The 26,528-nt window shown below is 67.6% G+C and carries 20 protein-coding genes; 11 read left to right on the forward strand and 9 right to left on the reverse strand.

What is annotated here, in order from left to right; genetic code table 11:
- Positions 1-4: 4 nt before the first annotated feature.
- The 3 genes from ACOZHM_RS12620 to ACOZHM_RS12630 all read right to left on the reverse strand — a co-directional run bounded on the left by ACOZHM_RS12620 (position 5) and on the right by ACOZHM_RS12630 (position 3,801).
- Entirely contained in the window at positions 5-1,105 is a 1,101-nt protein-coding gene (locus tag ACOZHM_RS12620; protein WP_421569667.1) for a helix-turn-helix domain-containing protein, read from the reverse strand.
- 87 nt (positions 1,106-1,192) lie between these two features.
- Positions 1,193-2,320, reverse strand: a complete 1,128-nt coding sequence (locus tag ACOZHM_RS12625; RefSeq protein WP_421569668.1) for an NAD(P)-dependent alcohol dehydrogenase — start codon at positions 2,318-2,320, stop codon at positions 1,193-1,195.
- Positions 2,321-2,334: 14 nt separating this feature from the next.
- Complete coding sequence (locus ACOZHM_RS12630; protein WP_421569669.1) at positions 2,335-3,801, reverse strand: benzaldehyde dehydrogenase; 1,467 nt, start codon at positions 3,799-3,801, stop codon at positions 2,335-2,337.
- Between the two features lie 226 nt (positions 3,802-4,027).
- Here ACOZHM_RS12630 and ACOZHM_RS12635 point away from each other — a divergent pair, with 226 nt between their 5' ends.
- Positions 4,028-4,621: a DUF1415 domain-containing protein gene (locus ACOZHM_RS12635; protein ID WP_421569670.1), complete on the forward strand. Its 594-nt coding sequence runs from the start codon at positions 4,028-4,030 to the stop codon at positions 4,619-4,621.
- Positions 4,612-5,427: an SDR family oxidoreductase gene (locus ACOZHM_RS12640; RefSeq protein ID WP_421569671.1), complete on the forward strand. Its 816-nt coding sequence runs from the start codon at positions 4,612-4,614 to the stop codon at positions 5,425-5,427. Before ACOZHM_RS12635 ends, ACOZHM_RS12640 begins: the two co-directional genes overlap by 10 nt.
- Positions 5,428-5,492: 65 nt before the next feature.
- On the opposite strand, the gene ACOZHM_RS12645 is transcribed toward ACOZHM_RS12640, so the two are convergent.
- Together ACOZHM_RS12645 and ACOZHM_RS12650 are read right to left on the reverse strand one after the other, a co-directional pair.
- Positions 5,493-7,523, reverse strand: a complete 2,031-nt coding sequence (locus ACOZHM_RS12645; RefSeq protein WP_421569672.1) for a M3 family metallopeptidase — start codon at positions 7,521-7,523, stop codon at positions 5,493-5,495.
- 118 nt (positions 7,524-7,641) lie between these two features.
- The gene (locus ACOZHM_RS12650; protein ID WP_421569673.1) at positions 7,642-8,754 is read right to left on the reverse strand and encodes a PLP-dependent cysteine synthase family protein; all 1,113 of its coding nucleotides are present in this window, start codon (positions 8,752-8,754) and stop codon (positions 7,642-7,644) included.
- A 102-nt stretch (positions 8,755-8,856) separates the two neighbouring features.
- Between ACOZHM_RS12650 and gloA the strand changes: the two genes are divergently transcribed.
- The 5 genes from gloA (at position 8,857) to ACOZHM_RS12675 (ending at position 13,852) form a co-directional block, all read left to right on the forward strand.
- Positions 8,857-9,384, forward strand: a complete 528-nt coding sequence (gene gloA / locus ACOZHM_RS12655) for a lactoylglutathione lyase (protein WP_421569674.1) — start codon at positions 8,857-8,859, stop codon at positions 9,382-9,384.
- 52 nt (positions 9,385-9,436) lie between these two features.
- Positions 9,437-9,871, forward strand: coding sequence for a VOC family protein (locus ACOZHM_RS12660; protein ID WP_421569675.1), 435 nt, complete (start codon positions 9,437-9,439; stop codon positions 9,869-9,871).
- A 121-nt stretch (positions 9,872-9,992) separates the two neighbouring features.
- Positions 9,993-11,300, forward strand: a complete 1,308-nt coding sequence (locus ACOZHM_RS12665) for a putative DNA modification/repair radical SAM protein (protein ID WP_421569676.1) — start codon at positions 9,993-9,995, stop codon at positions 11,298-11,300.
- A complete protein-coding gene (locus tag ACOZHM_RS12670; protein WP_421569677.1) occupies positions 11,297-12,760 on the forward strand; it encodes a UdgX family uracil-DNA binding protein in 1,464 nt (487 codons plus the stop codon). Before ACOZHM_RS12665 ends, ACOZHM_RS12670 begins: the two co-directional genes overlap by 4 nt.
- On the forward strand, positions 12,761-13,852 hold the full coding sequence (locus tag ACOZHM_RS12675) for a hypothetical protein (RefSeq protein WP_421569678.1): 1,092 nt from the start codon (positions 12,761-12,763) through the stop codon (positions 13,850-13,852). It begins immediately after the preceding gene.
- Positions 13,853-13,921: 69 nt separating this feature from the next.
- On the opposite strand, the gene ACOZHM_RS12680 is transcribed toward ACOZHM_RS12675, so the two are convergent.
- Complete coding sequence (locus ACOZHM_RS12680) at positions 13,922-14,353, reverse strand: CBS domain-containing protein (RefSeq protein ID WP_421569679.1); 432 nt, start codon at positions 14,351-14,353, stop codon at positions 13,922-13,924.
- A gap of 289 nt (positions 14,354-14,642) precedes the next feature.
- Between ACOZHM_RS12680 and ACOZHM_RS12685 the strand changes: the two genes are divergently transcribed.
- The 4 genes from ACOZHM_RS12685 to ACOZHM_RS12700 all read left to right on the forward strand — a co-directional run bounded on the left by ACOZHM_RS12685 (position 14,643) and on the right by ACOZHM_RS12700 (position 21,069).
- A complete protein-coding gene (locus ACOZHM_RS12685; protein WP_421569680.1) occupies positions 14,643-15,806 on the forward strand; it encodes a response regulator in 1,164 nt (387 codons plus the stop codon).
- Positions 15,807-15,827: 21 nt separating this feature from the next.
- A complete protein-coding gene (locus ACOZHM_RS12690) occupies positions 15,828-19,301 on the forward strand; it encodes a response regulator (protein WP_421569681.1) in 3,474 nt (1,157 codons plus the stop codon).
- Positions 19,302-19,460: 159 nt separating this feature from the next.
- Positions 19,461-20,159: a response regulator transcription factor gene (locus ACOZHM_RS12695; protein ID WP_421569682.1), complete on the forward strand. Its 699-nt coding sequence runs from the start codon at positions 19,461-19,463 to the stop codon at positions 20,157-20,159.
- A complete protein-coding gene (locus ACOZHM_RS12700) occupies positions 20,152-21,069 on the forward strand; it encodes a sensor histidine kinase (RefSeq protein WP_421569683.1) in 918 nt (305 codons plus the stop codon). The genes ACOZHM_RS12695 and ACOZHM_RS12700 overlap by 8 nt, the downstream gene beginning before the upstream one ends.
- Here ACOZHM_RS12700 and ACOZHM_RS12705 read toward each other — a convergent pair.
- Genes ACOZHM_RS12705 through ACOZHM_RS12715 form a run of 3 tightly spaced genes read right to left on the reverse strand, consistent with a single transcriptional unit; the run spans position 20,980 to position 26,419 of the window.
- The gene (locus ACOZHM_RS12705) at positions 20,980-24,051 is read right to left on the reverse strand and encodes an efflux RND transporter permease subunit (protein ID WP_421569684.1); all 3,072 of its coding nucleotides are present in this window, start codon (positions 24,049-24,051) and stop codon (positions 20,980-20,982) included. The genes ACOZHM_RS12700 and ACOZHM_RS12705 overlap by 90 nt on opposite strands.
- Entirely contained in the window at positions 24,048-25,076 is a 1,029-nt protein-coding gene (locus tag ACOZHM_RS12710) for an efflux RND transporter periplasmic adaptor subunit (protein WP_421569685.1), read from the reverse strand. The genes ACOZHM_RS12705 and ACOZHM_RS12710 overlap by 4 nt, the downstream gene beginning before the upstream one ends.
- Positions 25,073-26,419 (reverse strand): TolC family protein, encoded by a 1,347-nt coding sequence (locus ACOZHM_RS12715; protein ID WP_421569686.1) that lies wholly within the window; start codon positions 26,417-26,419, stop codon positions 25,073-25,075. The genes ACOZHM_RS12710 and ACOZHM_RS12715 overlap by 4 nt, the downstream gene beginning before the upstream one ends.
- Positions 26,420-26,528: the final 109 nt, after the last annotated feature.

Genomic DNA, 26,528 nt, shown 5'->3' on the forward strand with positions numbered 1-26,528 from the left:
GGCGTTACGGGCGCAGGTGCTTGTAAAGCGTCGTCCGCGAAATACCCAGCTGCCGCGCGGCGGCGCTGACGTTGCCGCCATGCGTGGCAAGCGCCTGCTTCACCGACTGCGCGGTCTGCCCGCGCAGCGAGCCGCCCTCGACCGTGGGCGGCGCCTTGCGGATCGCGCTGCCCGCATGCGCAGGCAACGGACCGCGCAGGTACTGCACGTGCACCGCGCTGTCCTCGCCAAGCCGTACCCGATGCGGCGCACCCGGCTGCAGCAGCCGCCGGCGCTGGTGCACGCTGGCGCCGGCGAACAGCGCATCCAGCGGCAGCAGCGGCAGCGGACCGCGCCGCGGCAGCCCGAACAGGCGACGCGCCACCCGGTTGGCCGCGCGCACCCGGCCGTCTTCCTCCACCGCCAGCAGGCCCTGCAGCGGCGTGTGCAACCAGCGCGCGTCGTGCTGCACGGCCAGCAGATGGCAGGGCCGGTGCTCCAGCATCAGCCGGTTTTCGGTCGACAACGCGGCTTGGCGGAAGTAGCCATGCAGGAGCTCGGCATCGCGCTCGCCGGTGCCGGTGATGTCGAGCGCGCCCAGCACCTGGCCGTCCAGCCCATGCAGCGGCACGCTGAGGCAGAACACCGACGCGAAGCGATCCAGGTAATGCTCGTTGCCACGCACCAGCGCCGGCGTATCGTCGGCGAGGCTGCAGGCCGGCGCGGTGGTGCCGATGTCCGCCTCGCGCAGGCGCCGCCCGATCTGGATCGGCCGCAGCACCGCCACGTCGGCCAGCCCGTGCTCGCGCTGGGCCACGATCATGCCGCTGGCGTTGACGCAGAACAGGGTCCACTGGCGCCCGCCGAAGGCGGCCCACAGGTGATCGAGATCGCCGCGGACGCAGCGTGCCAGCCGGCGGTCGGCCGGATCGTCCAGCCGGGCAGGATGGCGGCCCAGCGGGGCGTAGTGCGGTTCCTGGCGCGGCAGCACGCCGGCCTGCCGCGAGCGCTCCCAGGAGCGCTGCAGCGAGGGCGCCAGCAACGACTCGGCCAGCACGCCGCCGTCAGCGAAACGCTGCCGTGCGGCGGCGAGCGCCTGCTGCTGTTCGCGTTGCATCCCGCCCATCGGTCACCTCCAGAGTGACCGACAGGCTACACCCGCCAACCTGACTGACGACGCGGTCGCGGGCATGCATGCCCGCGATGCAGCGTTTCACCTCCCGATGGTCAGGATCGGCTTGAGCGTCACGCCACGGGTACTGTCTTCGGCCGCCTGGTTGATCTGGTCGAGCGGATAGAACTTCACCAGCCGGTCGAACGGGAAGCGGCCCTGCTGGTACAGCTGCACCAGCTGCGGAATGAACACCTTGGGCACGCTGTCGCCCTCGACGATGCCGCGGATGCTGCGCCCGCCCAGCAGCAGGTTGTTAACGTCGAATTCGGCCTTGGTGCCGAGCTTCGGTGCGCCTACGACGCCGATCACGCCCAACCCGCCGAGCGCCTCGATGCCCTGCGCCAAGACCTCGGGGCGGCCGGTGGATTCAAGCGCGAAGTTGGCGCCGCCACCGGTGATGGCACGCACCGCCTCGACCACATCCACCTCGCGGCTGTTGATCACGTGCGTCGCGCCGAGTTCGGTGGCCAGTTCAAGCCGCGAGGGCACCACGTCGATGGCGATGATGGTGGTGGCCCCGGCCACCCGCGCGGCCATCACCGCACTCAGGCCCACCGCGCCCGCGCCGAAGCTGGCGAAGCTGCTGCCGGCGCCGACCTTGAGCGAATTGAGCACCGCGCCCGCGCCGGTCTGGATGCCGCAGCCCAGCGGGCCCAGCAATTCGATCGGCGCATCCTCGGGCACCTTGATCGCGTTGTTCTCGCGGCTCAACGCATAGGTGGCAAACGAGGACTGCGCGAAGAAGTGGTCGTGCAACGGGTTGCCCTGCGGATCCTGGATGGCGGTGCTGCCATCGAGCGCGCCGCCGCCGAAGTTCAGCCCGAAGAAGTCCCTGCAATAGGCGCCGTGCCCGCCGCTGCACGGGTTGCAGTGGCCGCAGGCGCCGTAGGTGAGCACCACGTGGTCGCCGACCTTGAGCTCTTTTACCGCCGGCCCGACCGCCTCGACGATGCCGGCGCCTTCATGGCCCAGCACCGCCGGCAACGGCACCGGGTAGTACTGGTCGCGCACGATCAGGTCGGTATGGCACAGGCCGGTGGCGATCACGCGCACCAGCACCTCGTCGTCCTGCGGGCCACGGATGCGCGCCGGTTCGATGGTGAACGGCTGTTCCTTTTCGCGCACCACGGCCACGGTGATATCGCGCAGTTCTGCTGTTGCTGTCATCTCGCTGTCCTTGTTCAGATCGGATAGGCGGGCGCTTCGCCCTTGACCGTCATCCACTGCCACTGGGTGAACTCGTCGATGTTGGACGGCCCGCCGATGCTGGTGCCGTTGCCGGACGCACCGACGCCGCCGAACGGGTTGATCACCTCGTCGTTCACCGTCTGGTCGTTGATGTGCAGCAGCCCGGTACGCAGGCGTTCGCCGAGTTTCAGTGCGCGCCCGACGTTGCTGGACACGATGGCCATGGACAGGCCGTATTCGCTGTCGTTGGCCAGTTCCACCGCCTCGTCATCGGTATCGAACGGCACCACCACCGCGACCGGCGCGAAGATCTCTTCGTTGAAGGCGGGGTTGTCGCGGTCCACATCGCTGAGCACGGTGGGCTCGAAGAACAGGTCTTTGTAGCTTCCGCCGGCAGACAGGGTGGCGCCGGCCGCCTGCGCGTCCGCCACGATGCGCGCGGCGTGGTCGCGCTGCTGTGCGTTGATCAGCGGACCAATGGCCACGTCGGCGTTGGTCGGGTCGCCAACCTTCAGCGCATTGGCCTTGGCGACCAGCTTCTCCAGGAAGCGCGCATGGATGCCACGCTGCACCAGCACCCGGCCGGTGGCCATGCAGATCTGGCCCTGGTGCAGGTAGACGCCCCACGCCGTGTTGGCGATGGCCAGGTCGATATCCGCATCATCGAGCACGATCAGCGAGTTCTTCCCGCCCAGTTCCAGCGACACCTTCTTCAGGTGCCGGCCTGCGGCTTCACCCACCTTGCGCCCGGCTGCCGTAGAGCCGGTGAACTGGATCATGGCGATGTTCGGGTCGCTGGTCAGGGCCGCGCCGGCGGCGCCGTCCCCCGGCAGCACGTGCAGCACGCCGGCCGGCAGCCCGGCCAGCTCGAACAGCCGCGCGATCACGAAGCCGCCGCACACGGCGGTGCGCGGGTCGGGCTTGAGCACCACCGCATTGCCCAGTGCCAGCGCGGGCGCCACCGCGCGCATCGCCAGGTAGAGCGGGAAATTGAACGGTGCGATCACCCCGACCACGCCCAGCGGGCGGCGCCGTGCCAGATTGAGCCGGCCCGGTTCGGAGGGCAGCACTTCACCGATGCTGCGTGACGGCAGCGCGGCGGCTTCATGCAGCGCCTTGGCGTTGACCTTGGCCTCGAAGCCGGCCTTGAGGCGGGTCGAGCCGCTTTCGCGGACCAGCCATTCGACGATCTCGTCGTTGAACTGCTCGGCCAGTTGCGCGGCACGCCGCAGCACCTGCGCGCGCGTGTCGTACGGCGCGGTGGCCCACGCGCGCTGCGCCTCGGCAGCGGTCGCGGCGGCGGCGGCAATGCCGGCCGGGTCGGTCATCGCGATGCGGCCCAAGGTGTTGCCGGTGGCCGGCTCGGTGACGTCCTGCGCGCTGGCGCCGGGCTGCCACTGGCCGGTGAAGAGATGGCCCGACCACAGCTCGGCGGGCAGGAAGTTCGGTGTTGCAGTCATTGCGGGCTCCTTTCCAGGTTCACCCCCGCATTGGATACCCACTGGCACGCGCTGGCTATCCGCCGTCGGATGAAGCACCGCATGTCATTGAAAATCGGGTTCTTTTCCCCCGATCCAGTGTCCAGTTACTGAACAGTGCGCGTCGGGTGGACGCCCGCCGGGCGTGCGACATCCCGCGCCGCCCCCGCCCTTACAATGGACAACCCAGCCCGCGATATCGCCCGCCATGAATGACACGCCCCTCCCCGCCGACAGCGCTCCGGACGGCAGCGACCCGATCGCTGAAACGAAGCGCTGGCTGGAGCAGATCGTGATCGGCCTGAACCTGTGCCCGTTCGCCAAGGCGGTGTACGTCAAGGACCAGGTGCGCTTCGTGCTCAGCGATGCCACCACGCCCGAGGCGCTGGTGGAACAGCTTGCCGAGGAACTGGTGCTGCTGCGCGATGCGCCGGCCGAGCAGATCGACACCACCCTGATCGTGCATCCGGAGGTCCTCACCGACTTCCTGGACTACAACGATTTCCTCGACAACGCCGACGCGGCGATCGAGGCGCTGGACCTGCAGGGCATCCTGCAGGTTGCCAGCTTCCACCCGCAGTACCAGTTCGCCGGCGTCGCCCCGGACGACGTGAGCAACTACACCAACCGCGCGCCCTACCCCACCCTGCACCTGCTGCGCGAAGACAGCGTGGAACGCGCGGTGGCCGCCTTCCCCGATCCGGACGTGATCGTCGAGCGCAACATCGAAACCCTGGACAAGCTGGGCGTGGAAGGCTGGACGCGCCTGCTCGGGCGCAAGGACACCCCGAAGTGCCACTGACCCCGTCCGTCGCCGACTGGCCGGCACAGCCGCTGCGCGACCGCGTGGTGATCGTCACCGGCGGCGCGCAGGGCGTGGGCCGCGGGATCGCACAGGCGGTGCTGGGCGCCGGCGGCCGCGTGATGATCGCCGACCTGGACGCCGATGCCGGCCGTGCCTGCCTGAAGGAATGGGCGCTGCCCGAGCGCGCGGCATTCCAGCGCGCGGACGTGGCCAGCGAACGCAGCGTGCAGGCGCTGGTGAAGGCCACGCTCAAGCGCTTCGGCCGCATCGACGGGCTGGTCAACAACGCCGGCATCGCCAGCGCGCACGGCACTCCGTTGGCGGACATGACGCTGGCCGAATGGCAGCGCCGCCTGTCCAGCCTGCACGGGGCGTTCCTGTGCAGCAAGCACGCGCTGCCGGCGCTGCGCGCGCAGGCGGCCGACAAGACCGGCGGTGCGATCCTCAACATCGCCTCCACCCGCGCCTGGCAGTCCGAGCCGGACAGCGAGGCCTATGCGGCCGCCAAGGGCGGCCTGGTGGCATTCACCCATGCACTGGCGATCAGCAGCGGGCCCGGCGTGCGGGTCAACAGCATCAGCCCCGGCTGGATCACCACCGACGCGTGGCAGGCCCCGGCGCGGCGGCGCATGCCGAAGCTGTCGCGGCGCGATCACGCGCAGCATGCGGTGGGCCGTGTCGGTCAGCCGGAGGATATCGGCGCGCTGGCCGTGTTCCTGCTCTCGGACCTGTCCGGCTTCATCACCGGACAGGACCATGTGGTGGACGGCGGCATGAGCCGCACGATGATTTACGCCGAATAGCGCGAAGCGACCAACGGTCGATTCCTACCGCGGTAGGTACGCACCGTTGGTGCGTACGCGTCACATCAACCGTTCATCCCGTTGTGGCGCAACAACGCGTCCACGCTAGGTGCGCGCCCACGGAACGCGGCAAAGTTCTCCGCCGCACTCCGGCTGCCGCCGCGCGACAGCACCTCGTCGCGGAAGCGCCTGCCGGTCTCCGCTACCTGCTCCGGCGCTTCCTCGAACGCCGCATACGCGTCGGCACTGAGTACTTCGGCCCACTTGTAGCTGTAATACCCCGCCGCATAGCCGCCGGCGAAGATGTGGCTGAACTGGTGCGGGAAGCGGTTCCATTCCGGCGGGCGATTGACCGCCACTTCATCGCGTACGCGTTCAAGCAACTGCAGCACGCTGTCCTGCACGGGATCGAAACTGCTGTGCAGCTGCATGTCGAACAGCGCGAATTCCAGCTGGCGCACGGTGAACATGCCGCTCTGGAAATTGCGCGCGGCCAGCATGCGGTCGAACAGCGCGCGCGGCAGCGCCTCGCCGCTGTCCACATGGGCGGTCATCGCCTGCACGCGGTCCCACTCCCAGCAGAAGTTCTCCATGAACTGGCTGGGCAGCTCCACCGCGTCCCATTCCACGCCGTTGATGCCGGCCACGCCGAGCTCGCCGATGCGGGTCAGCAGCTGGTGCAGGCCGTGGCCCATTTCGTGGAACAGCGTGGTCACTTCGTTGTGGCTGAAGGTCGAGACCTTGCCATCGGCGCCCTTGCCGAAGTTGCACACCAGGTACACCAGCGGGGTCTGCACGCCCTGCGCGGTCTCGCGGCGGTTGCGGCAATCGTCCATCCACGCGCCGCCACGCTTGCCTTCGCGCGCATACAGGTCGAGGTAGAACTGGCCGACCAGCGCGCCCTGCGCATCGACCAGGCGGAAGAAGCGCACATCCGGGTGCCACACCGGCGCCTGGTCGGGCTGCACCTGCAGGCCGTACAGGCGATGGATCACGCTGAACAGACCCTCCAGCACCTTCGGCTCGGTGAAGTACTGCTTCACGTCCTGCTCGGAATAGCTGTAACGCGCCTGCTTCAGTTTTTCGGACGCAAACGCCAGGTCCCACGCGTCCAGCGCAGGCAGGCCCAGCTCGTCGCGCGCAAACGCGTCCAGCTCGGCCCGGTCGCGCTGCGCGTACGGCTTGGCGCGCGCGGCCAGGTCGCGCAGGAAGCACAGCACCTGCGGCGCATCCTCGGCCATCTTGGTGGCGATGGAGTATTCGGCGTAGTTGGCAAAGCCCAGCAGCGCAGCCAGCTCGGCGCGCAGCGCCAGGATGCGGTCGATGTGCGCGCTGTTGTCGAGCTTGGCATCGCCGAATTCGGAGGCGCGCAGCGCGTTGGCGCGGTACAGCGCTTCGCGCAGCGGGCGGTGTTCGGCGTAGGTCTGCACCGGCAGGTAGCACGGCATCTGCAGGGTCAGCTTCCACCCCGGCAGGCCGTCCTTTTCGGCGGCGGCGCGCGCGGCGGCCACCACATCGTCGGGCAGGCCGGCCAGCTCGCTTCGGTCTTCGACGTGCAGCGACCACGCATCGGTGGCATCCAGCACATTCTGCGAGAAGGTGGCCGACAGGGCCGAGAGTTCTTCGCGGATGGCGCTGTAACGGGCCTTGCCCGCGTCGTCCAGTTCGGCACCGCCGAGGCGGAAATCACGCAGCGCGTTGTCCAGTACCTTGCGGCGGGCCGGATCGTACTGCGCCGCTTCGGGCGTGGCCGCCAGCGCGCGGTACTGCTCGAACAGCGCCAGGTTCTGGCCCAGCGCGCTGCCGAAGCGGGTCACCTTCGGCAGGTTGGCGTTGAAGGCCTCGCGCAGTGCCGGGGTGTTGACCACGCCCTGCAGATGGCCCACCTGGCCCCAGGCGCGCCACAGGCGTTCGGTGGCATCGTCCAGCGGTTCGACGAAGCTGGCCCAGCTGACCGGCTGCACGGTTTCGGCGGCGGTCACCGCCGCCTCGGCCCGCGCCAGCAACGTGTCGATGGCCGGGCCGATGTGCTCGGGCTGGATCGCGTCGAAACGGGGCAGACCGGAAAAATCGAGCAGGGGATTGGCAGGGGTCACAGGGGGTCTCCAGACAGCGGGGCCGATACGGCGGCATTGGCCACGATATGGCATCCGATCCGGCCCGGCACAAGCCCCGCCGGCCACGGGTTCGTGGCCGTTCACCCGTCTGCGCTGATCAGTACAGCGTTTCCAGCGCGGCGCCGGGCAGTGCCGGCAGGCCCTGCCCGGCCACGGCCGCGGCGATCACCGCGTCGGCCTGGTCCACGTCGATGCCCTGGCGCGGATACCACTCGGGGTTGTAGTAGCTGTGCGCATAGCGCTCGCCGCTGTCACACAGGATCGTCACGATCGAGCCGCTGCGGCCCGCCGCGCGCATGCGTTCGGCGGCGTACAGCACGCCGATGAAATTGGTGCCGGTGGATCCGCCCACGCGGCGGCCCAGCTGGCGGCTGACGTGGCGCATCGCCGCCAGGCTCAGCGCGTCGGGCACCTTCACCATCGCGTCCACGCTGGTCGGGATGAAACTGGATTCCACCCGTGGCCGGCCGATGCCCTCCACCCGCGAACCGCCCGCGCAGGTCAGTTCACGCCAGGGTTCACCGGCCAGCGCCGCGCAATACCCGTCATAGAACACCGACACTTCCGGGTCCGCGCACAGGATGCGGGTGTCGTGCCGGCGATAGCTGACGTAGCGGCCCAGCGTGGCGGCGGTACCGCCGGTGCCGGGACTGCATACGATCCACTCGGGCACCGGGTGCGGCTCTTCGGCCATCTGCTTGAAGATGGACTCGGCGATGTTGTTGTTGGCACGCCAATCGGTGGCCCGCTCGGCATAGGTGAACTGGTCCATGAAGTGGCCGCCGGTTTCCCGGGCCAGCTTCTCCGAATCGCAGTTGAGGTCGCAGGCGCGTTCGACCAGATGGCAGCGGCCACCGTGAAACTCGATCGCCGCGATCTTCTCCGGCGAGGTGGTGGCCGGCATCACCGCGATGAACGGCAGTCCCAGCAGGCGCGCGAAATAGGCCTCGGACACGGCGGTCGAGCCACTGGAGGCCTCGATCACCGGGCGCCCCTCGCGCAGCCAGCCGTTGGCCAGCGCGTACAGGAACAGCGACCGTGCCAGGCGGTGCTTGAGGCTGCCGGTGGGATGGCTGGACTCGTCCTTGAAGTACAGCTCGATGCCCGGGTGCCCCGGCAGATCCATCGGAATGAGGTGGGTATCGGCCGAACGGTTGAAATCGGCTTCGATCTTGCGGATGGCGGCGGCCACCCATTCACGCTGCGACATGTCGACGACGAGCCAGGAAGATGCAGCATTCTACGTCCCCTTGCCGCCGCGCCGCTAAAATGAACGGCCAGCCGCGTTGCGCGGCCCTCCACAGGATCCCCCATGAGCCTTGCCTCCCTGCAGTCCCAGCCGGGCGTTGCCGCCCAGCCGCCCGCCGAAACCAGCGGTTTCGTGTTCAACCACACCATGCTGCGGGTCAAGGATGCGGCCGCCTCGCTGGACTTCTACACCCGCGTGCTCGGTTTCCGCCTGCTCGACCAGCGCGATTTCCCCGAGGCCCAATTCAGCCTGTACTTCCTGGCCCTGCTGCCGGCCGGCACGCCGATCCCCGAAGGCGACGACGCGCGCCGTGTGTGGATGGCGGGCCTTCCGGGCGTGCTGGAGCTCACCCACAACCACGGCACCGAAACACAGGAAGGCCGCGTGTACCACGACGGCAACCAGGACCCGCGCGGTTTCGGCCACATCTGCGTGTCGGTGCCGGACATCCAGGCCGCCTGCAAGCGCTTCGATGACCTGAAGGTGCCGTACCAGAAGCGCCTGGAAGACGGCCGCATGAAGCACCTGGCCTTCATCAAGGATCCGGACGGGTACTGGGTGGAGATCATCTCCAACACGCCCATTGCCTGATCCTTAACCGCCCGGTGGTATACCTGCGCTTTCCTCAAGCGCAGGAACCCGCATGGACACCATGGAACTGCACCGCGGCCGCCTGATCGACCACCTGCAGCTGGTGGTACGCGACCTGGCCGCCAGCCGCCGCTTCTACCAGGCCGTGTTCGACACCCTCGGCATCCCGATCGCCGGCGAAGGCGATACGTACTTCTGGGCCGACGAGCTGTTCATCTCCACCGCCGACAGCGAGGCCGCCGCCGGCGAACTCACCGGCCGCCATCACCTGGCCTTCCAGGCCCGCGACCGCGCCACCGTGGATGCGTTCCACACCGCGGCCCTGGCCGCGGGTGGCAAGGACAACGGCGCGCCCGGCGAACGGCCGTACCACCCGGGCTACTACGCCGCCTTCGCGATCGATCCGGACGGCAACAACATCGAGGTCGTCTACCACGGCCCGGCGAACTACAGCGCCGATTCGGTGAAGGTCATCTTCGAGACCTGACCGACAACCCCGGGTAGAGCCACCCCATGGGTGGCTGCACTCCGCACCGCATCCCTGAACACTTCAGCCACCCCCCTACCCAGTCTCACAACGTGAGACTGGCTGCCCCTACCGTTTCCGCATGGAGACGATACGCAAACTGGCGATCCTGGCCGATGCCGCCAAATACGATGCGTCCTGCGCCTCCAGTGGTGCGGGCAAGCGCGACTCGCGCGCCTCCGGCGGCATCGGAAGCACGGAGGGCGCCGGCATCTGCCACAGCTACACGCCCGACGGCCGCTGCGTGTCATTGCTGAAGATCCTGCTCACCAACTTCTGCATCTACGACTGCGCGTACTGCGTGAACCGGGTCTCCAGCAACGTGCCGCGCGCGCGGTTCTCGGTGGGCGAAGTGGTCGCGTTGACCATGGACTTCTACAAGCGCAACTACATCGAAGGCCTGTTCCTTTCCAGCGGCATCATCCGCAACGCCGACTACACCATGGAGCGGATGGTGGACGTTGCACGCCAGCTGCGCGAAGTGCACCGCTTCGCCGGCTACATCCATCTCAAGACCATTCCCGAGGCCTCACCGGAACTATTGGCGGCGGCCGGTCGCTACGCCGACCGGCTGTCGATCAACATCGAGCTGCCCACCGAAGAAGGCCTGTCCAGCTTCGCACCGGAGAAGTCGATGCCGTCGATCCGCGGCGCGATGGGCGAACTGCGCTGGCGCATCGAGGAGGCGAAGGAGGCCAGGGCCGCCAGCGAAGCCAAGCCCGCCACGGTGGCGGCAACCACACCGGGCCTGCCGGTCAAGCGTGCCGGTCGCGCCCGCGCGCCACGCTTCGCGCCGGCCGGGCAGAGCACGCAGATGATCGTGGGCGCCGACGGCGCCAGCGACCAGCAGATCCTCGGTGCCGCCGATGCGTTGTACGGCAACTACCGCATGCGCCGGGTGTACTACTCCGCCTTCAGCCCGATTCCGGATGCCAGCCGCCTGCTGCCGGTACAGGCACCGCCGCTGGCGCGCGAGCACCGGCTATACCAGGCCGACTGGCTGCTGCGCTTCTATGGTTATGGCGTGGAGGAAATCACCGACACCACGCAGAACGGCATGCTCGACCTGGACATCGACCCGAAGCTGGCCTGGGCGATCCGCCATCCCGAGCGCTTCCCGGTGGACCTCAACGTGGCCTCGAAGGAGATGCTGCTGCGCGTCCCGGGGTTGGGCGTGCGCAACGTCAAGCGCGTGCTGATGGCCCGCCGCCACGGACGCCTGCGCGTGGCCGACGTGGCCCGCCTGCGCGCGCCGATGAGCAAGCTGCTCCCGTTCGTGCAGCTGGCCGACCACCATCCACGCCGCGCACTGGACGACCCGACCGCACTGCGCGCACGTCTGGCACCGCCGCCGCGTCAGGCATCGCTGTTTCCCGACGCCGCCGCATGAGCCGCTGGAGTGTGAGGGTCGATCCATCATGGTCGGTGCAGGCGTGGCGTGGGGCCGCACGGCTGGCGCTGCAGCATCGTGTTGCGCCGGATCAGCTCGACTGGCTGCAGGACGGCGAAGGCTCGCTGCTGGACGCGCCGGCGCTGGGCAGCCTGCCCACGCCGGCAGGCGAAGGTGCTGCCATTCCTGTGCCCGGCGCGTTCGTCGAGCTGGCGGCCACCTGCCTGTGCCACCGCGATCCACAGCGGCACGCGCTGCTGTACCGCATGCTGTGGCGGATCGTCCACGGCGAGCGCGGCCTGCTGACCAATCCGGCCGACCCGGACGTGCTGCGCGCGATGGCGCTGGCCCAGGCGGTGCGCCGCGACAGCCACAAGATGAAGGCATTCGTGCGCTTCCGCGAAGTGCCGGGCGAACACGATGCGTTCATCGCCTGGTTCGAGCCCGACCACCACATCGTGGACCGCGTCGCCCCGTTCTTCGCGCGCCGCTTCGCCGGCATGCGCTGGGCGATCTTGACGCCCGCACGCAGCGTGCAGTGGGACGGCCAAGCACTGGCCTTCGGTCCCGGCGCACGCCAGGAGGATGCGCCACGCGACGATGCCCGCGAGGAGCTGTGGCGCACTTACTACGCCAACATCTTCAACCCGGCCCGGCTCAACACGCGGATGATGCAGCAGGAGATGCCGGCCAAGTACTGGAAGCACCTGCCGGAGGCGAGCCTGCTGCCCACGCTGGTGCGCGATGCGGGTGACCGCGTGCAGGAAATGCACGACCGCGAGGCACAGGCGCCGCAGCGGCGGATTCCCGAACGGCACATCCCGGTGCGCGCGCCTGCCACGGCCAATGGCGATTCGCTGGATGAACTGCGTACCGCCGCCGCCGGCTGCCGCGATTGCCCGCTATGGGAGCCGGCCACCCAGACCGTGTTCGGCGAAGGCCCCCGCGATGCGCAGGTGATGCTGGTTGGCGAGCAACCCGGTGATGCCGAGGACCTGAGCGGCCATCCGTTCGTCGGGCCGGCCGGGCAGCTGTTGAACCGCGCACTGCAGGAACTGGGCATTGATCGCAGCGCGCTGTACCTGACCAACGCGGTGAAGCACTTCCGCTACGAACGGCGCGGCAAGAAGCGCATCCATTCCAAACCGCAGGTCACCCACATCAACGCCTGTCGTCCGTGGCTGATGGCCGAGATTGAACAGGTCCGACCGAAGGTGATCGTCTGCCTGGGCGCCAGCGCGGCGCGGGCCGTATTCGGCAGCGGCTTCAACCTGTCCCGCGATCGCGGCCAGTGGCACACGCTGGAGGATGGCACGCGCGGCTTTGCGACGGTGCATCCGTCGTGGGTACTTCGGCAACCTATGGAGCTCGCACAGCACGATGCATATCGACTGCTGGTTGGCGACCTCGCGAACCTCGACATCCACTCCGGAGGCATTGCACCGGGCGGCGGGAGGTAGATGCACATCGTCCGTCACTGCTATTCACGACAGGCAATCCATCGCTTCTTTTCAGCCGCACAATATTCACTGAATTCGGCCTTTTTCCGGCGTTTTCTGCATATTCAGCGCCGTCAAGGATGTCGCCGTACCGCTCCTGGCAGACGAGGTGCAAAGACCCACCACTGGACATTGGTAGGCTGCAGTCATGGCCATCTCAACGTCGAGCAAGCAGAAGTCTACCTCCCGGAAGATGCACGGCCGGCGCGTCCCGATGACGATCGCCGAGTTGTTCACCCTGAGCGACGAGGAGCGGATTCGGAGAATGTACGACATGACGCCGGAGGAGGCACTCGTCGTCATGCGCAAAGCCGGTCTGCTGACGCGATCGGGCAAGCTGAAGCGCTGCTACAGATGAGTCACGGGCATCTTCAGATCGGCTATCACGGCTGCGATGTCACTGTAAGGGACGGCCTGGTTTCCGGCAGGTTGGAGCCCACCGCGAGCAACAACCAATACGACTGGCTCGGATCAGGCTTTTATCTCTTCGAGGGCGATGAAGAGAGAGCCTTGGCATTCGCCCAATCAGCTGCCAGCGCACCGTTGCGCCGACTTACAGCAAGGCCTATTGCAACTCCAGCAGTGGTTGGCTGTGTCTTCAGTGTTCAACGGTGCCTGGACATGACCACCAAGGCCGGTCGCCTGGAGTTCGAGAACGCCTATCTACACTTTCAAGCATCCAAACTTCGCAGTGGCGAGGGCATTCCAATGAACGTCCCGGTAGATCCTGGCGACAAGGAAGTTCTCCTGCGCGGCTTGGATCGAGCGGTGTTTCAGTTCATTCACTCCAACTTCCTGGACACGTTTGGTTCTGAGTACTTTCAAGCCGTACGCGGCGCGTTTCGACAGGGCCCCGAGATAGCGCCTCGCTCTGGCTTCCATCGGGACAGCCACGTTCAGATCGCACTGAGAGACCTCCGCTGCGTAAAAGGCTGGTTTCTACTGCCCGGTGAGCAGGAGCTTTCCCAAGATGATCTCCTCGACGCGGAAGCAGCGCTACGCTCAGTGTGCGACACCCATCCAAAATCGCGGCAACGGATCAAGCATTCATAGAGCCGGGCTATGTGCCGCTGCCCTCAGCTTGTACGCACAGCGGGGCAGAGCCCCGCTCTACGTGATGTTTCAGTGCGCCGCCATGTAGATGTCTTGAAGCACCGCCTTCTCCAGCTCCAGTTCGCTGAGCAGGCTCTTGACCATGTCGCCCAGGCTCAGGATGCCCACCAGCCGGTTGCCTTCGGTCACCATGAGGTGGCGGTGGCGCGAGTAGGTCATCAGCGCCATGGCCTGCTTCAGGGTGGCGTCGGGCGAGATGCCTTCCAGCCCGGCCGAGGGAAGCGTGGCGATCACCCGCCTGCCCGCCTGCGGACCGTCATCGGCGAGGCTGCGCACGATGTCCTTTTCCGAAATGATCCTGACCGGCACATCGTCCTTCATCACGACCAGTGCGGCGATCTTGTGCGCGCTCATCTTATGCGCCGCAGCGCCGATGGTGTCTTCCACGTCGATGGTGACGACGGAGTCTTTCTTGGATTGCAGAAGTTCGCGGACGTTCATTCTTCTTCCTGTTACAGACTGGGTAAAGCCACACGCGTTGCGTGGTGGGACCGATTGACGCAGCCAAGGGCTACACCCCGAGAATGGCATTACGACTAGAACCGACGCTGAATGTCTCCGGCACCCCCTCCTAAAGTTTTCCAGACGCCAGAAACGGCAAGGGGAGCCTGGCCGGCCCAGCCCCTTCCGCCCAGGCGGCACGGCGCTGTAGGATGCCGGAACAGAAAGACGCCGTAAGGGAAACTTCCGATTTTTCGCCGATCGAGCCTGCCCCATGGGGAGCCACGGTATGAATGCGGTCGAATTGAAACCCTGCATCCTGGTCGTCGATGACACGCCCGAAAACCTCTCCCTGATGAGCGAGCTGCTCCGGGAGGAGTACCAGGTGAAACTGGCCCCCAACGGGCAGCGCGGGCTCCAGATCGCGGCGGCCGACCCACAGCCCGACCTGATCCTGCTGGACATCATGATGCCCGGCATGGATGGCTACCAGGTGATGCAGCAGCTGCAGGCGGACAAGGCCACGCGCGATATCCCCGTGATCTTCCTGACCGCGCTGGCGGGGGTGGACGACGAGCGCAGGGGCCTGGACCTGGGCGCGGTGGACTACATCACCAAGCCGATCAGCCCCTCCATTGCCCTGGCCCGCGTGCGCAATCACCTGCAGCTGAAGATGATGCGCGACTTCATGCAGTACCGGAACGAGTTCCTCAACCGTGAAGTGGCGCGGCGGACGCGCCAGCTCAGTGCCATCCAGGACGTCACCATCCGCGCCATGGCCTCACTGGCCGAGACGCGTGACAATGAGACCGGCAACCACATCCGGCGCACCCAGTCCTACGTAAAACTACTGGCCGAGCAGCTCCGCGACCACCCCCGGTTCCGAGACTTCTGCACCCCGGCCAACATCGACACCCTGTTCAAGTCTGCGCCGTTGCACGACATCGGCAAGGTCGGCATCCCCGACCATGTGCTGCTGAAACCGGGAAAGCTCACCGCAGAAGAGTTCGAGGTCATCAAGGACCACCCACGCATCGGCCACGACGCCATCGAGCGCGCGCTCGCGGACCTGGGCGATGAGGACGGACAGTTTCTCCAGGTCGCGCAGGAGATCGCCTACGGGCACCATGAGAAATGGGACGGCTCGGGCTACCCGCAGGGCATCGCCGGCGATGACATTCCGATTCCCGCGCGACTGATGGCGCTCGCCGACGTCTACGACGCGCTGATCAGCCGGCGCGTCTACAAGCCCGGCATGCCCCACGAGGCCGCCGCCGCGATCATTGCCCAGGGACGCACCACGCACTTCGACCCCGACGTGGTCGACGCCTTCCTGGCCATCGATGCGCAGTTCCACCAGGTGGCACAGCGCTTCGCCGATGGCGAGCGTGACGCCCTGCGCGAGGCCGTTCGCATGCACGACGCGATCGGAACGGACGCGGACGAACCCTGATTTTTCCTGCAGGAGGTCACCGTGGACACGACGCACGCGCAGGACCTGCAGGACCTGCGGGATACCCAGGCATGGTTCCGAAGCATCATTGAATCGGCGCCGGATGGCCTTCTGGTGGCCGATGCAGACGGTGTGATCCTGCTGGCGAACGAGCAGGTGGAGCATCTGTTCGGCTACCCGCGCGAGGCGCTGATCGGGCAGAAGGTGGAGATGCTGCTCCCGCTGCAACACCGGGACGGACACGTCCAGCTGCGCGAGGCGTTCGTTGCCGAGGGCGGTACGCGCCCGATGGCAATGGGCAATCGGGAGCTGCACGGCCGGCATCAGTCCGGCGCCCTGTTTCCGGTGGAAGTCGCCTTGTCGACGCTGCCCGCCATTGGCCGGCGCGGGGCCACTATCTGCGCCACCGTCCGCGATGTCAGCCTGCGCAACGAAGCCGAGCGTCAGGTGGCCGCGCACCGGCTGCGCCTGATGGCGCTGTTCGACGCATTGCCGGTGGGTGCCATGCTGTTCGACGCACGCGGACGGGTGGTCGAGGCCAATGATGTCGCCCTGCGGCTGACCGGCACCAGCATGGAGGGGCTGCGCACCCGCGACCTGCTGGGCTGGCAGGTCGTCCACGCGGACCTGACCCCGATGAAGCCGACCGACTACCCGGCCAGCATTGCGCTGCGCACCGGAAAGGCAACGCATGCCATCGAGATGGGCATTCCCGGTCCCTCCGGGGGGCTCACCTGGCTGAGCGCAAGCGCCATCCCCATCGGGGTCCGGGCCAGCGGCGGGGTAGCGGTGGCGTTCGAGAACATCACCGAGCGCAAGCGCTCCGAGCAGGAGCTGCGCCGGATCAACTTCCTTTCCGACGTCGCCATGCAGCTCACCGACAGCGCGTACTGGCACATCGATTTCACCGACGCCGAGAAGTACTACGCGTCGCCCCGGGCGGCGGAGATCTTCGGCGAAGTCCTCCGCGAAGACGGGCGATACGACCTGCAACGCGAGTGGCTGGACCGCGTGGTTGCAGCCGATCCCGCCGCGGCGGCCAGCGTGAGCGAGCGGTTCCTTGGTGCGATCGAAGGGCGTTACGCACACTACGAGGCCACCTACCCCTACCGCCGCCCCAATGATGGCGCCACCATCTGGCTGCGCTCGGCTGGCAGACTGGTGCGCGATGAGACGACCCAGGCGCCGCGCTACATGTACGGCGTGAACCAGGACATTTCCGGCCACAAGGCCACCGAGCACGCGCTCGAGAAGGCGACTGCAGCGGCGCTGGAGGCCACCCAGGCCAAGAGCGACTTCCTGGCCAACATGAGCCATGAAATCCGCACGCCCATGAACGCCATCATCGGCATGTCACACCTTGCACTGCAGACCGAGCTGACCTCCCGCCAGCGCGGCTACCTCGAAAAGGTCAACCGCGCCGCCGACCACCTGCTGCAGATCATCAATGACATCCTGGACTTCTCGAAGATCGAGGCCGGCAAGCTGGCGCTGGAGCAGACGGAGTTCCGGCTGGAGGACGTCTTCGACCAGCTCGCGAACCTGCTCGGCGTGGGTGCCGAGGGGAAGGGTCTTGAACTGCTCTTCCAGATTCCAGACGCCGCCCCCGGCACACTGGTGGGCGACCCGCTCCGCCTGGCCCAGGTGTTGATCAACCTGGGCAACAACGCCCTCAAGTTCACCCACGAGGGCGAAGTGGTGATCGGCGTGGAGACGCTGGCCGGCAACGAGCACGCCACCACGCTGCACTTCTGGGTGCGTGACAGCGGCATCGGCATGGACCCGGAACAATGCAGCCGCCTGTTCCAGAGCTTCATCCAGGCAGATGCCTCCACGACCCGCAAATACGGTGGCACCGGCCTTGGCCTGGTCATCAGCAAGAGCCTGGTCGAGGCGATGGGCGGCAGGATCTGGGTGGAGAGCGCGGTCGGCGCAGGCTCCACGTTCCACTTTGAAGCGCAGTTTGGCGTGCGCGAGGGCGCCTACAGCCGCCGGATGTTCCGTGCCGACGAGCTGGTGGGGGTGCGGGTGCTGGTGGTGGACGACAATGCCGCCGCGCGCGAGATCCTGTCGTCCATGGCCCGCTCGTTCGGACTGGAAGTGGACCTGGAGGTGGATGGCGCCCATGCGCTGCGTGCGATCGACCAGGCCTGTGACGCATCGGCGCCCTATGACCTGGTGCTCATGGACTGGAAGATGCCCGGCATGGACGGCATGCAGACCATGCAGAAGGCGCAGGCGCAGCACGGCCCGCGCTCGCCAGCGGTGATCATGGTGACCGCCTATGGTCGGGAGGACGCACTGAGCGACGCGCGCGCGCGCGACGTCTCACTAAGCGCGCTGCTGACAAAACCGGTGACTCCGTCGACGCTGCTGGAAGCGGTGGGCTCGGCGCTCGATCTCGGCACCCTGGTGGAAACACGCGCCAGCGAGCGCGCGGTGGCGCACGCCGACGCGTTCGCACAGCTGACCGGGCTGCGGGTGCTGCTGGTGGAAGACAACGAACTGAACCAGGAACTGGCCATGGAGCTGCTGACACAGGCCGGCATGGAAGTGGTATTGGCAGAGAACGGCCAGCAGGCGGTCGACCTGCTGGCGCGCGATGCCCACTTCGACGGGGTGTTGATGGACTGCCAGATGCCCGTGATGGACGGCTACACCGCCACACGGGAAATCCGGCGCACCCTGGGCCTGGTCGACCTGCCCATCCTGGCGATGACCGCCAATGCCATGTCCGGAGACCGCGAGAAGGTCATGGCCGCGGGCATGAATGACCATATCGCCAAGCCGCTGCAGATCGGCCCCATGTTCGCGACGATTGCGAAGTGGCTCTGCGCCTCCGCGGCGGCGACGGCACCGACCGCAGCACGCAAGGCGGAAGTCCATGTCGACACCACGCCTGTCGACCTGGAGGGGCTGCCGGGTATAGACGCCCAGGCTGGACTGGCCGGTACGATGGGCAATCTGTCGCTCTACCGCCGCCTGTTGGGCAGTTTCAGCCGTGGCAACCTCGACTTCGCCAGCGCGTTCCGCCGCAGCTGGCCCGCGGACCCACCGCTTGGCATGCGAATGGCACATACCTTGAAAGGCACCGCCGGCACCATCGGCGCGGATGCCGTACGGCGTGCGGCGGCCGAGCTGGAGCGCGCGTGTGCGGACGCCGAGGCGCATGCAGACATGGAGCCGCTGATCGCGGCCGTGGAGCACGAGCTGCGCGTGGTGCTGGAGGGCCTGCAGGCGTTTGCCGGGGAGCCGGCCGAATCCGCCGGGGTTGCAGTGGGTAGCGCGCTGCAGGCCAGCTTGCCCCGGGCCGAGCTCGAGCGCCTGAAGACGCTGCTTGCGCAGAGTGATGCCGACGCCCTGCCGCTGATGGCTGATCTGGCCGAGCTAGCCCGTGGCACGCAATGGCAAGCCGTCTTCGACGCGGCCCGCCATGATCTGGATGCATTCCTGTTCGAAGAGGCCCTGGAAAAGCTCGCTGGCCTCACGCAGTAGAGGCCGGTCATTGACCCGCCCGCCCGGCCACTAACGTCATCTGCTGTGGTGCGCCTCGCAGCAGCATGACAGTCTTGGTGGCTGCACGCACTCGCGCTGCCGGGTGGCTTCCGCATGCTTCGGTAGCTTCAGCCCAGTCGCATCAGATGGGAGTGATGAATGTCAGATTTACATCAGAGCGTTCGCGCACTGTTCGTCGAAGACAACCCGGCATTGCTGGCCAGCATCTTTGCGTTTCTGGATGGCCCCGCCTTCGTACTGGACGCGGCGCCGGATGGCCCGTCGGGCCTGACGCTGGCATCGACGGGCAACTACGACGTGATCGTTCTGGACTGGATGCTGCCGCGCATGGATGGGATCGAAGTACTGCAGCGGCTGCGCGCGCGTGGCGAGGACGTTCCGGTCCTGATGCTGACTGCACGTGACCAGCTGGAAAGCAGACTTGCCGGCTTCGGCGCCGGCGCGGACGACTACCTGGCCAAGCCTTTCTCGATGGAGGAACTTCAGGCCCGCATCGTCGCGCTCTCCTTCAGACGCCTTGGCCGCAAGCAGGTGCTGCGCGTCGGCGGCCTGACCTTCAATCTGCTTACCCAGGAGATCACGCGGGACGGCAGGGAGCTCAAGCTGTACAGCGGCAGTCGTGCCATCCTGGAGGTCCTGATGCGGGAGAGCCCCCACGTCGTGCCGAGGGAGCGCCTGGAGTTTGCGATCTGGGGTGACGACGTGCCTGACAAGGACATGCTGCGCACGCATGTTTACGAATTGCGCCGCAGACTGGACCTTCCCGGTGCGCCGCGAATGCTGCAGACCATCAGCAAGCGGGGCTATCGCCTGGTCGGAGAACACGCGCATGGCTAGCCGCAACGTGGCGCGATCACTCGCGGTCGGCGCGGCGCTCTTCACCGCCGCTGTTGCGTCGGTGATCGTGGCGCACGGCTCGCCAACGGCGTCCGTACTGGTGGTGGTCACCCTGCTCGCGCTGCTGGTCTACCGGAGTGCCGGTCGCGCGATGCGCCCCATGACGTCGCACTCGCCCGCCATCCGCCCCTTGCCGCCCCACCCAACGGGCGGCACGGACGTCGCGGAGCGCGAGCGTACCTTCATCCATCTCGCCAGCCACGAATTGCGCTCGCCCATCGCCGTGATCCGGGGCTCGATGGAGGTGGCGCTCAGCCATCCCGATGTCACGCCGGCCCTGCGCCCGCACCTGCTGCGGGCGGAGCAGTCGGCGAAGGGAATGGAGGACCTGGCCGAGTTGCTGCTCACGCTGGCACGGGAACCCGAGCGCGCCCTGCGCGACCTGCAGCCCGTCGACGTGGCGCACGAGCTTCCCGCGATCGTGGCCGACTACGCCTTCATCGCCAAGGACAAGGAACTGACGCTGCTGCTGGAGATCGATGCGGGGCTGATGGTCTCGGCCCCGCCGCAGATCCTGCGCACCCTCATCGGCAACCTGCTGCGCAACGCCATCGAGAACAGCGACCGGGGCTGCGTCCGCATCCATGCCGGCGGGCCCACCACGGTCGTTGTCGAGGACAGCGGGCATGGCATGACCGACGCGGAAATGGCCGCGCTGCATGCCCGGATCATCCGCAGCGGGTACACCGGCACCGCGGGCATCGGGCTGGGCCTGATCTCGCGCATCTGCACGCATTTCGGCTGGTCGTTCGAGATCACCTCATCGCCGCAGGCGGGCACCCGCGCCAGCGTGGACTTCGCGCCCGCCGCGGGGCGCGCCATCGGGCAGCAGCATCAGCACGGCGGGTAGCAACAGCAGCACCAGGACGTACTGCAACGCCAGCCCGGCGATGATCGATATGGCCAGGGGTTGTTGAATGCCCGCTCCCCTGCCCAACGCCATCGCCAGCGGCAACAGGGTCAGGATGGCCGCCAGGGTGGTCATGGTAATCGGACGCAGCCGGTTGCCGGCCGCCTCCATCACCGCCTGGCGGGACGGCATCCGCGTCGCCAGCAACTGGTATTCGCTGACGAGGAAGATCGCCATCTCGGTGGAGATGCCGACCACCATGGTCATGCCCATCAACGCCGTGATGTTCAGTTCCACGCCCGTGACCCAGAGCGCGGTGAATACGGCCGTGGTCGACAGTGCGGAGACCACCACGACGGCGAGTGCAGTCCACACCGATTCGTAGAGCAGCATCAACAGGATGAGCTCGGCAATGAAGGCGGCCACGAACACTTCAATCAAGCCCAGGAAGGCCTGTTGCTGCTGTTCGTACAGCCCGCCCATGGCGTATCTCACGCCGGGCGACAGCGCACCCGGCGCATCCAGCGCCGCCTTGACCGATGCCGCGGCGGCACCGAGTCCCTGCCCTTCCAGACGCGCCGTGACGGCGATCATCGGCTGCAGGTCATCGCGCCCGATCTCGGGCTCGCCACTGACCGCATGGATGCTGGCCACCCGCGACAGCGGAAACACATGCCCATCGGGCGCGCGGATCGGCAGCGCCGCCAGACCCTCATGGGTGAGCGCCGCCGCCCCGACCGAGCGCACCCGCACATCCAGCAGTGTTCCGCGCGCAGGCAGCCGGGCGGCGACCACGCCCGTGATGGCCGTGTCCAGCGCGCGCGTCACGTCCGCCGGACGCACCGATTCCATCGCCACGCGGACCGGGTCCAGCTGGACATCCAGACCGTCGCCGGCGGGATTGATGCCGTTCTTGACCTCGACCAGGCCGGGCAGCGCGGCGACGATGTCGGCGACCTTCTTCGCCTGGGCCGGCAGCACCGCAGGATCCTGGGCGTACAGCCTGACTTCGATCGGCTGCGGCACCGCGGTGAGATCACCGATCAGATCCTCCATCAGCTGCGCCGACTCCACTTCCAGGCCGGGGATCTCCGCGGCAGCGCGGCTGCGGACTGCCGCCATCACCGCCTCGGTACTGCGCTGATGATCCGTCCTCAGGCGGACGAAGTAGTCGCCATGGTGGGGCTCACCCAGATCGCCGCCCAATCCCGTGCCGGTACGACGCGAGAACGTCTCGACCTCGGGCTGTGATCTCAGCAGCGCATCCAGCTGATGCAGCTGGCGCTCCGTTTCAGTCAGCGCCGTGCCGGGGGGCGTGCGGAAGTCCAGAACGAATCCGCCCTCATCCACCTTGGGCATGAAGCCGCTGGGTACCTGCGTCCATGCCACTACGCCCAGCACCAGCAGCGGTATCACGCCCAACAGCACGCGGCGCGGCCGCTCCAGCCCCGCCGTCAGTACGCGCGCGTGCGTGCGCGACAGCCAAGTGGATCTGCCATGGCCAGGGTCCTGCCAACGGCCGAAGTCGATGAACCGTCGCGCCAGCAGCGGCACGACGAAGGCGGCGAACAGGTAGGAGAGCACCAGCGCCGAAGCCATGGTGATCGACAACGCCCGCGAGAATTCACCGGTGACGCCCCCCAGGAAACTCAAGGGGACGAACACCACGATGGTCGCCAGGCTGGACCCGGTCAGCGGGCGCAGGAACTCCCGCGTGGCGGGAAGTACTTCCTTGGCGCCACCGCCAGCACCGGCACGCCGCGCAATGTGCTCGACCACCACGATGACATCGTCGATGACCAACCCGACCGCCGCGGCAATGCCGCCCAGGGTCATGATGTTGAAGGTCATGCCGAGCAGGCCGAGCACCAGCGCCGTGACCGCAATGACCGACGGCACCACGATCAGCGCCACGATCACGATCCGCAGGTTCCTGAGAAAGGCAAACAGAACCAGTCCGGCCAGCAGCAGGCCGATGGCCACCGCATCGCGGACACTGGCCTGTGAATCCGACACCAGCTGGCTCTGGTCATACCAGCTGATCAGCTTCACGTCACCGGGAAGCGGTGCCGCGCCGAGCGTGTCGCGGACCTGTGCCGCGATCGCCACCGCATTGCCATCGGGCTGCTGGTAGACGTTCAACAGCACCGCCGGGTGCCCGTCTTCGGCCACGTTGATCCAGTTCGGTGCGTGGCCGTAGCCCACGTGGGCCACCGCGCTGAGCCGCACGACGCCATCGCTGCCGGCGCGCACCACCGTCTGGCGCAGCTGCTCCATGGTCTGCAGATCGGTACGTGCGATCACCAGCGAAAGCCGGCTCCTGTCCTGCACGCGGCCAACCGCCTTGATGTCGGCCACGGATGCCACGGCGGTGGCCAGATCATCCAGCGACAGGCTCATGCCGGCCAGGCGATGAACATCCGCCTCGACCTGGATCTCCCGCACCTCCCCACCCTGCACGGCGACCCGGGAAATGCCGGCGATCGACGCGAGCCGGGGGGCGAGATCCAGCGCGGCCAGATCGCGCAGGCGCGACTGCGATACCTGGTGGGAACTCAGTGCGTAGGAAATGATCGGAAACACCGTGGGGTCCATCCGCCGCACTTCGTAGCCGGTACCGGCGGGCAGCGAAGGCAGGGTCTGTGCGAGCGCGGCGTCCACCAGCAGGGTCGATGCGACCATGTCGCGCCCCCAGCCGAAGTCCACCGAAATCTGTGCCGATCCGCGCGAGGAGTTCGAACGGACCGCGTGCACGCCGGGAATCGCACGCAGCGCTTCTTCCGCCGGCTTGGTGACTGCAAGCACGGTCTGGGCCGCCGGACGATCGCCCGAGGACAGATCGACAACGACGCGCGGAAACGGAACCTGCGGAAACAGACTCACCGGGATGCCTGCCGCGATCACGGCACCGGCCAGCACCAGCGCGGCGGCAATGGCCATGATGGCCTTGGCATGGCGGTCAACCAGTGCGGTGAAGCTCATCGTGCCTCCTCCGTACGCACCGTCGCCCCATCCGAGAGCTGATACGCACCCGCGGTCACCACCGGCCGCTTGCCGTCCAGGGCGCCGGTCACGAGCACACGTCCCTCCGGCAGAACCGCGGCACGGCTCACGCTCACGCGTATGGCGTGGTTGCCCTTGGTCTGGAACAGGTACGGGCCATCCGCATCCTCCTGGACGGCTTCAGCAGGCACCTGCCAGCCGGCGACGCGCCCTGCCAGGACGGTGGCCTGGTAGGCCTGGCCTTTCAACAGCGGGCCGGACGCACTCACGTCGACGTCGACCAGCCGGGTAACGTCGTTGATCGCCTGCCCCGCATGCGTCACGGTGCCACGCAGGTGGCCGCTTCCATCCAGCGCCGCCAGCTCGACGGCCTGCCCGACCTCGATCCTGCCGCGCTCGGCCGGTTCGACACCGGCCTGCACGATCAACGCATCTTGCCGTGCCAGAGTGACCAGTGCGGTACCCGCGGAAACCCGCAGGCCGGGCGACGCCGGCACGGTCGCCACGATGCCGTCGAAGGGCGCCACGATCTGCTGGCGCACACCGCCGCCAGCATCGGCCGATGCGGTGCGCACGGCCGCCGCCGCGTCCTGTACCGCCTTGTCCGCCTGCGCCTTCTGATCCTGCGATGCCAGCTGATCGGCCAGCAGTCGATTGACCCGCCCCTGCTCCCTGCTCGCGGCCGTCCGTGCGGCTGCGGCCTGATCGAGCGCGCCCTTTGCCGCGGCAGAGAGCTCGAACACCAGCAGCGCCTGCCCGCGCGTGACGCGTTCGCCGGGTACCACCGTCACCGCCACCACCTGGCCATCCACGGCCCGGCTCACGGTGTAGGCACCGCCGGCGGACGGCATCGCCGTTCCGTACGCGATGATCTGACGGTCGACCTCGCGCCATTGGGCCGGCACCTGCGCCACCCGCACGGCAGGCGGTGTTGGGTCCACCGGTGCCTGCGTGCACGCAGCCAGCGCCAGGGACGCAACCAGCAGGGTGATGTAATGCTTCATGGCTGCTCTCCTGCAGGCTGCGCGGATGAATCTTCATTACCGGACATGGCCGGCATGCCCAGACCGGCCAGGGTCTGGATGGCCAGGTTCTGGGCCGCGATGTTCGAGGTGATGCCGATCAGTTCCTGCTCCCGGGCGTTCTGGGCCATCACCGCGTCGAGATAGGTCCGGCCTTCGACGTCCTGGCGGGCGAGCGCCTGCTGCAGACGTGGCAGCAGCGGCCTGGCCTGCTCCACCTGCGCCGACACGCGGTGCTGCTGGCGCACCAGCAGCTGCTGTTGATCCAACAGCGCGGACACCTCGTTGGTGGCCGCGATCAGACGCGCATCGAACTCGGCCTTGAGCTTGGCGCGCGTGGCCTGTTCGAGGCTGATGCCCGACTGGTTGTGATTGAACAGGGGAAGCTCCATGGAAATATCCAGCCCCGCTGTCTTCACGTTTCCCGTATCGCGCCCCGCGTTGCCGCCGAGTGTCATCGCCGGAAACTGGGCGAGCACCGATTCGCGGACCCGCTGCTCCTGCGCCTGGTATCCGGCGCGCAGGGCGAGCAGGTCGGGCCGAAAGTCGACCAGATGCTGCTGCCTCGACCGGACCACCGCCGGGTCGGCGGGCTGGATGTTCTCCGGATAGGCGACGTTGAGCCGCACGCCGCTCTCCAGGCCCAGCAGCCCCGCCAGTTCCTGCTGCCGCGTCAACTGCACCACCTCCAACGCAGACAGCTGCGCGCCCGCGTCGGCGGCAAGCTGGCTCTCAATGACGTACGCCGACTGCGTGATATCGCCGGCCGCCAGCGCGCGCCGGCTGCGTGCGGTGCGCTCGTCCCACAGGGCGGATGTCTGCCGGGCATAGGGAAGCTGCCGTTGCGCGGTGACCATCTCCAGCGCGGTCAACTCGGCCTTGGTCGCCGTCTGCCATTCCTGCCACAGGATGCCGGCATCCACCTGCTCGACCTGGGCCTTCGCCGAGGCCATCTTCGCCGGCCGCAGAATCAGCGCCTTGATGTCCTGCCCCAGGCCGAGGGCGATCGCGGGCAGCGCACCCGGCCCACTCACGACCCCGGCGTAGCTCGCCGACAGCACGGGATTGGGCAGCGCCGCCGCGGCCTCGAGCTGGGCGGCCGCGATGCCATGCTCGGCGCGCGCCGCCCGCAGCTCGGGATTGTTCTCGATGGCCAACCGGCCAATGCGGGGGATGCTCAACACCGCCGGCAGCGGTTGCCCGTGGCTGGCGGCAGGCAAGGCAGTAGGCGCTACTGCGGCCGGATTCAGGGCGTCTGGCTGGTAGGTGGCGCAGCCGCCCAGCAGCAGCGCGACGGCAAGTGCCGGTGCAGGATGACGCGGCATGGCGGTTCTCGGCGGTACGGACGGGGGCCAGTCTGGTCCACCTCACCTCACCCACCGATGGCGCCAACATTGGGGATCGGTAACTTGACCGGGGCGTGTCGGCCGTTCT

The organism is Stenotrophomonas sp. PD6, from assembly GCF_049199305.1.
Classification (GTDB): domain Bacteria; phylum Pseudomonadota; class Gammaproteobacteria; order Xanthomonadales; family Xanthomonadaceae; genus Stenotrophomonas.

Bases quoted from the DNA above. Each gene is read 5' to 3' on its own strand.
- ACOZHM_RS12620 (WP_421569667.1), bottom strand. From the start codon at position 1,105: ATGGGCGGGATGCAACGCGAACAGCAGCAGGCGCTCGCCGCCGCACGG.
- ACOZHM_RS12625 (WP_421569668.1), bottom strand. From the start codon at position 2,320: ATGACAGCAACAGCAGAACTGCGCGATATCACCGTGGCCGTGGTGCGC.
- ACOZHM_RS12630 (WP_421569669.1), bottom strand. From the start codon at position 3,801: ATGACTGCAACACCGAACTTCCTGCCCGCCGAGCTGTGGTCGGGCCAT.
- ACOZHM_RS12635 (WP_421569670.1), top strand. From the start codon at position 4,028: ATGAATGACACGCCCCTCCCCGCCGACAGCGCTCCGGACGGCAGCGAC.
- ACOZHM_RS12650 (WP_421569673.1), bottom strand. From the start codon at position 8,754: ATGTCGCAGCGTGAATGGGTGGCCGCCGCCATCCGCAAGATCGAAGCC.
- gloA (WP_421569674.1), top strand. From the start codon at position 8,857: ATGAGCCTTGCCTCCCTGCAGTCCCAGCCGGGCGTTGCCGCCCAGCCG.
- ACOZHM_RS12660 (WP_421569675.1), top strand. From the start codon at position 9,437: ATGGACACCATGGAACTGCACCGCGGCCGCCTGATCGACCACCTGCAG.
- ACOZHM_RS12665 (WP_421569676.1), top strand. From the start codon at position 9,993: ATGGAGACGATACGCAAACTGGCGATCCTGGCCGATGCCGCCAAATAC.
- ACOZHM_RS12670 (WP_421569677.1), top strand. From the start codon at position 11,297: ATGAGCCGCTGGAGTGTGAGGGTCGATCCATCATGGTCGGTGCAGGCG.
- ACOZHM_RS12675 (WP_421569678.1), top strand. From the start codon at position 12,761: ATGCACATCGTCCGTCACTGCTATTCACGACAGGCAATCCATCGCTTC.
- ACOZHM_RS12680 (WP_421569679.1), bottom strand. From the start codon at position 14,353: ATGAACGTCCGCGAACTTCTGCAATCCAAGAAAGACTCCGTCGTCACC.
- ACOZHM_RS12685 (WP_421569680.1), top strand. From the start codon at position 14,643: ATGAATGCGGTCGAATTGAAACCCTGCATCCTGGTCGTCGATGACACG.
- ACOZHM_RS12695 (WP_421569682.1), top strand. From the start codon at position 19,461: ATGTCAGATTTACATCAGAGCGTTCGCGCACTGTTCGTCGAAGACAAC.
- ACOZHM_RS12700 (WP_421569683.1), top strand. From the start codon at position 20,152: ATGGCTAGCCGCAACGTGGCGCGATCACTCGCGGTCGGCGCGGCGCTC.
- ACOZHM_RS12705 (WP_421569684.1), bottom strand. From the start codon at position 24,051: ATGAGCTTCACCGCACTGGTTGACCGCCATGCCAAGGCCATCATGGCC.
- ACOZHM_RS12710 (WP_421569685.1), bottom strand. From the start codon at position 25,076: ATGAAGCATTACATCACCCTGCTGGTTGCGTCCCTGGCGCTGGCTGCG.
- ACOZHM_RS12715 (WP_421569686.1), bottom strand. From the start codon at position 26,419: ATGCCGCGTCATCCTGCACCGGCACTTGCCGTCGCGCTGCTGCTGGGC.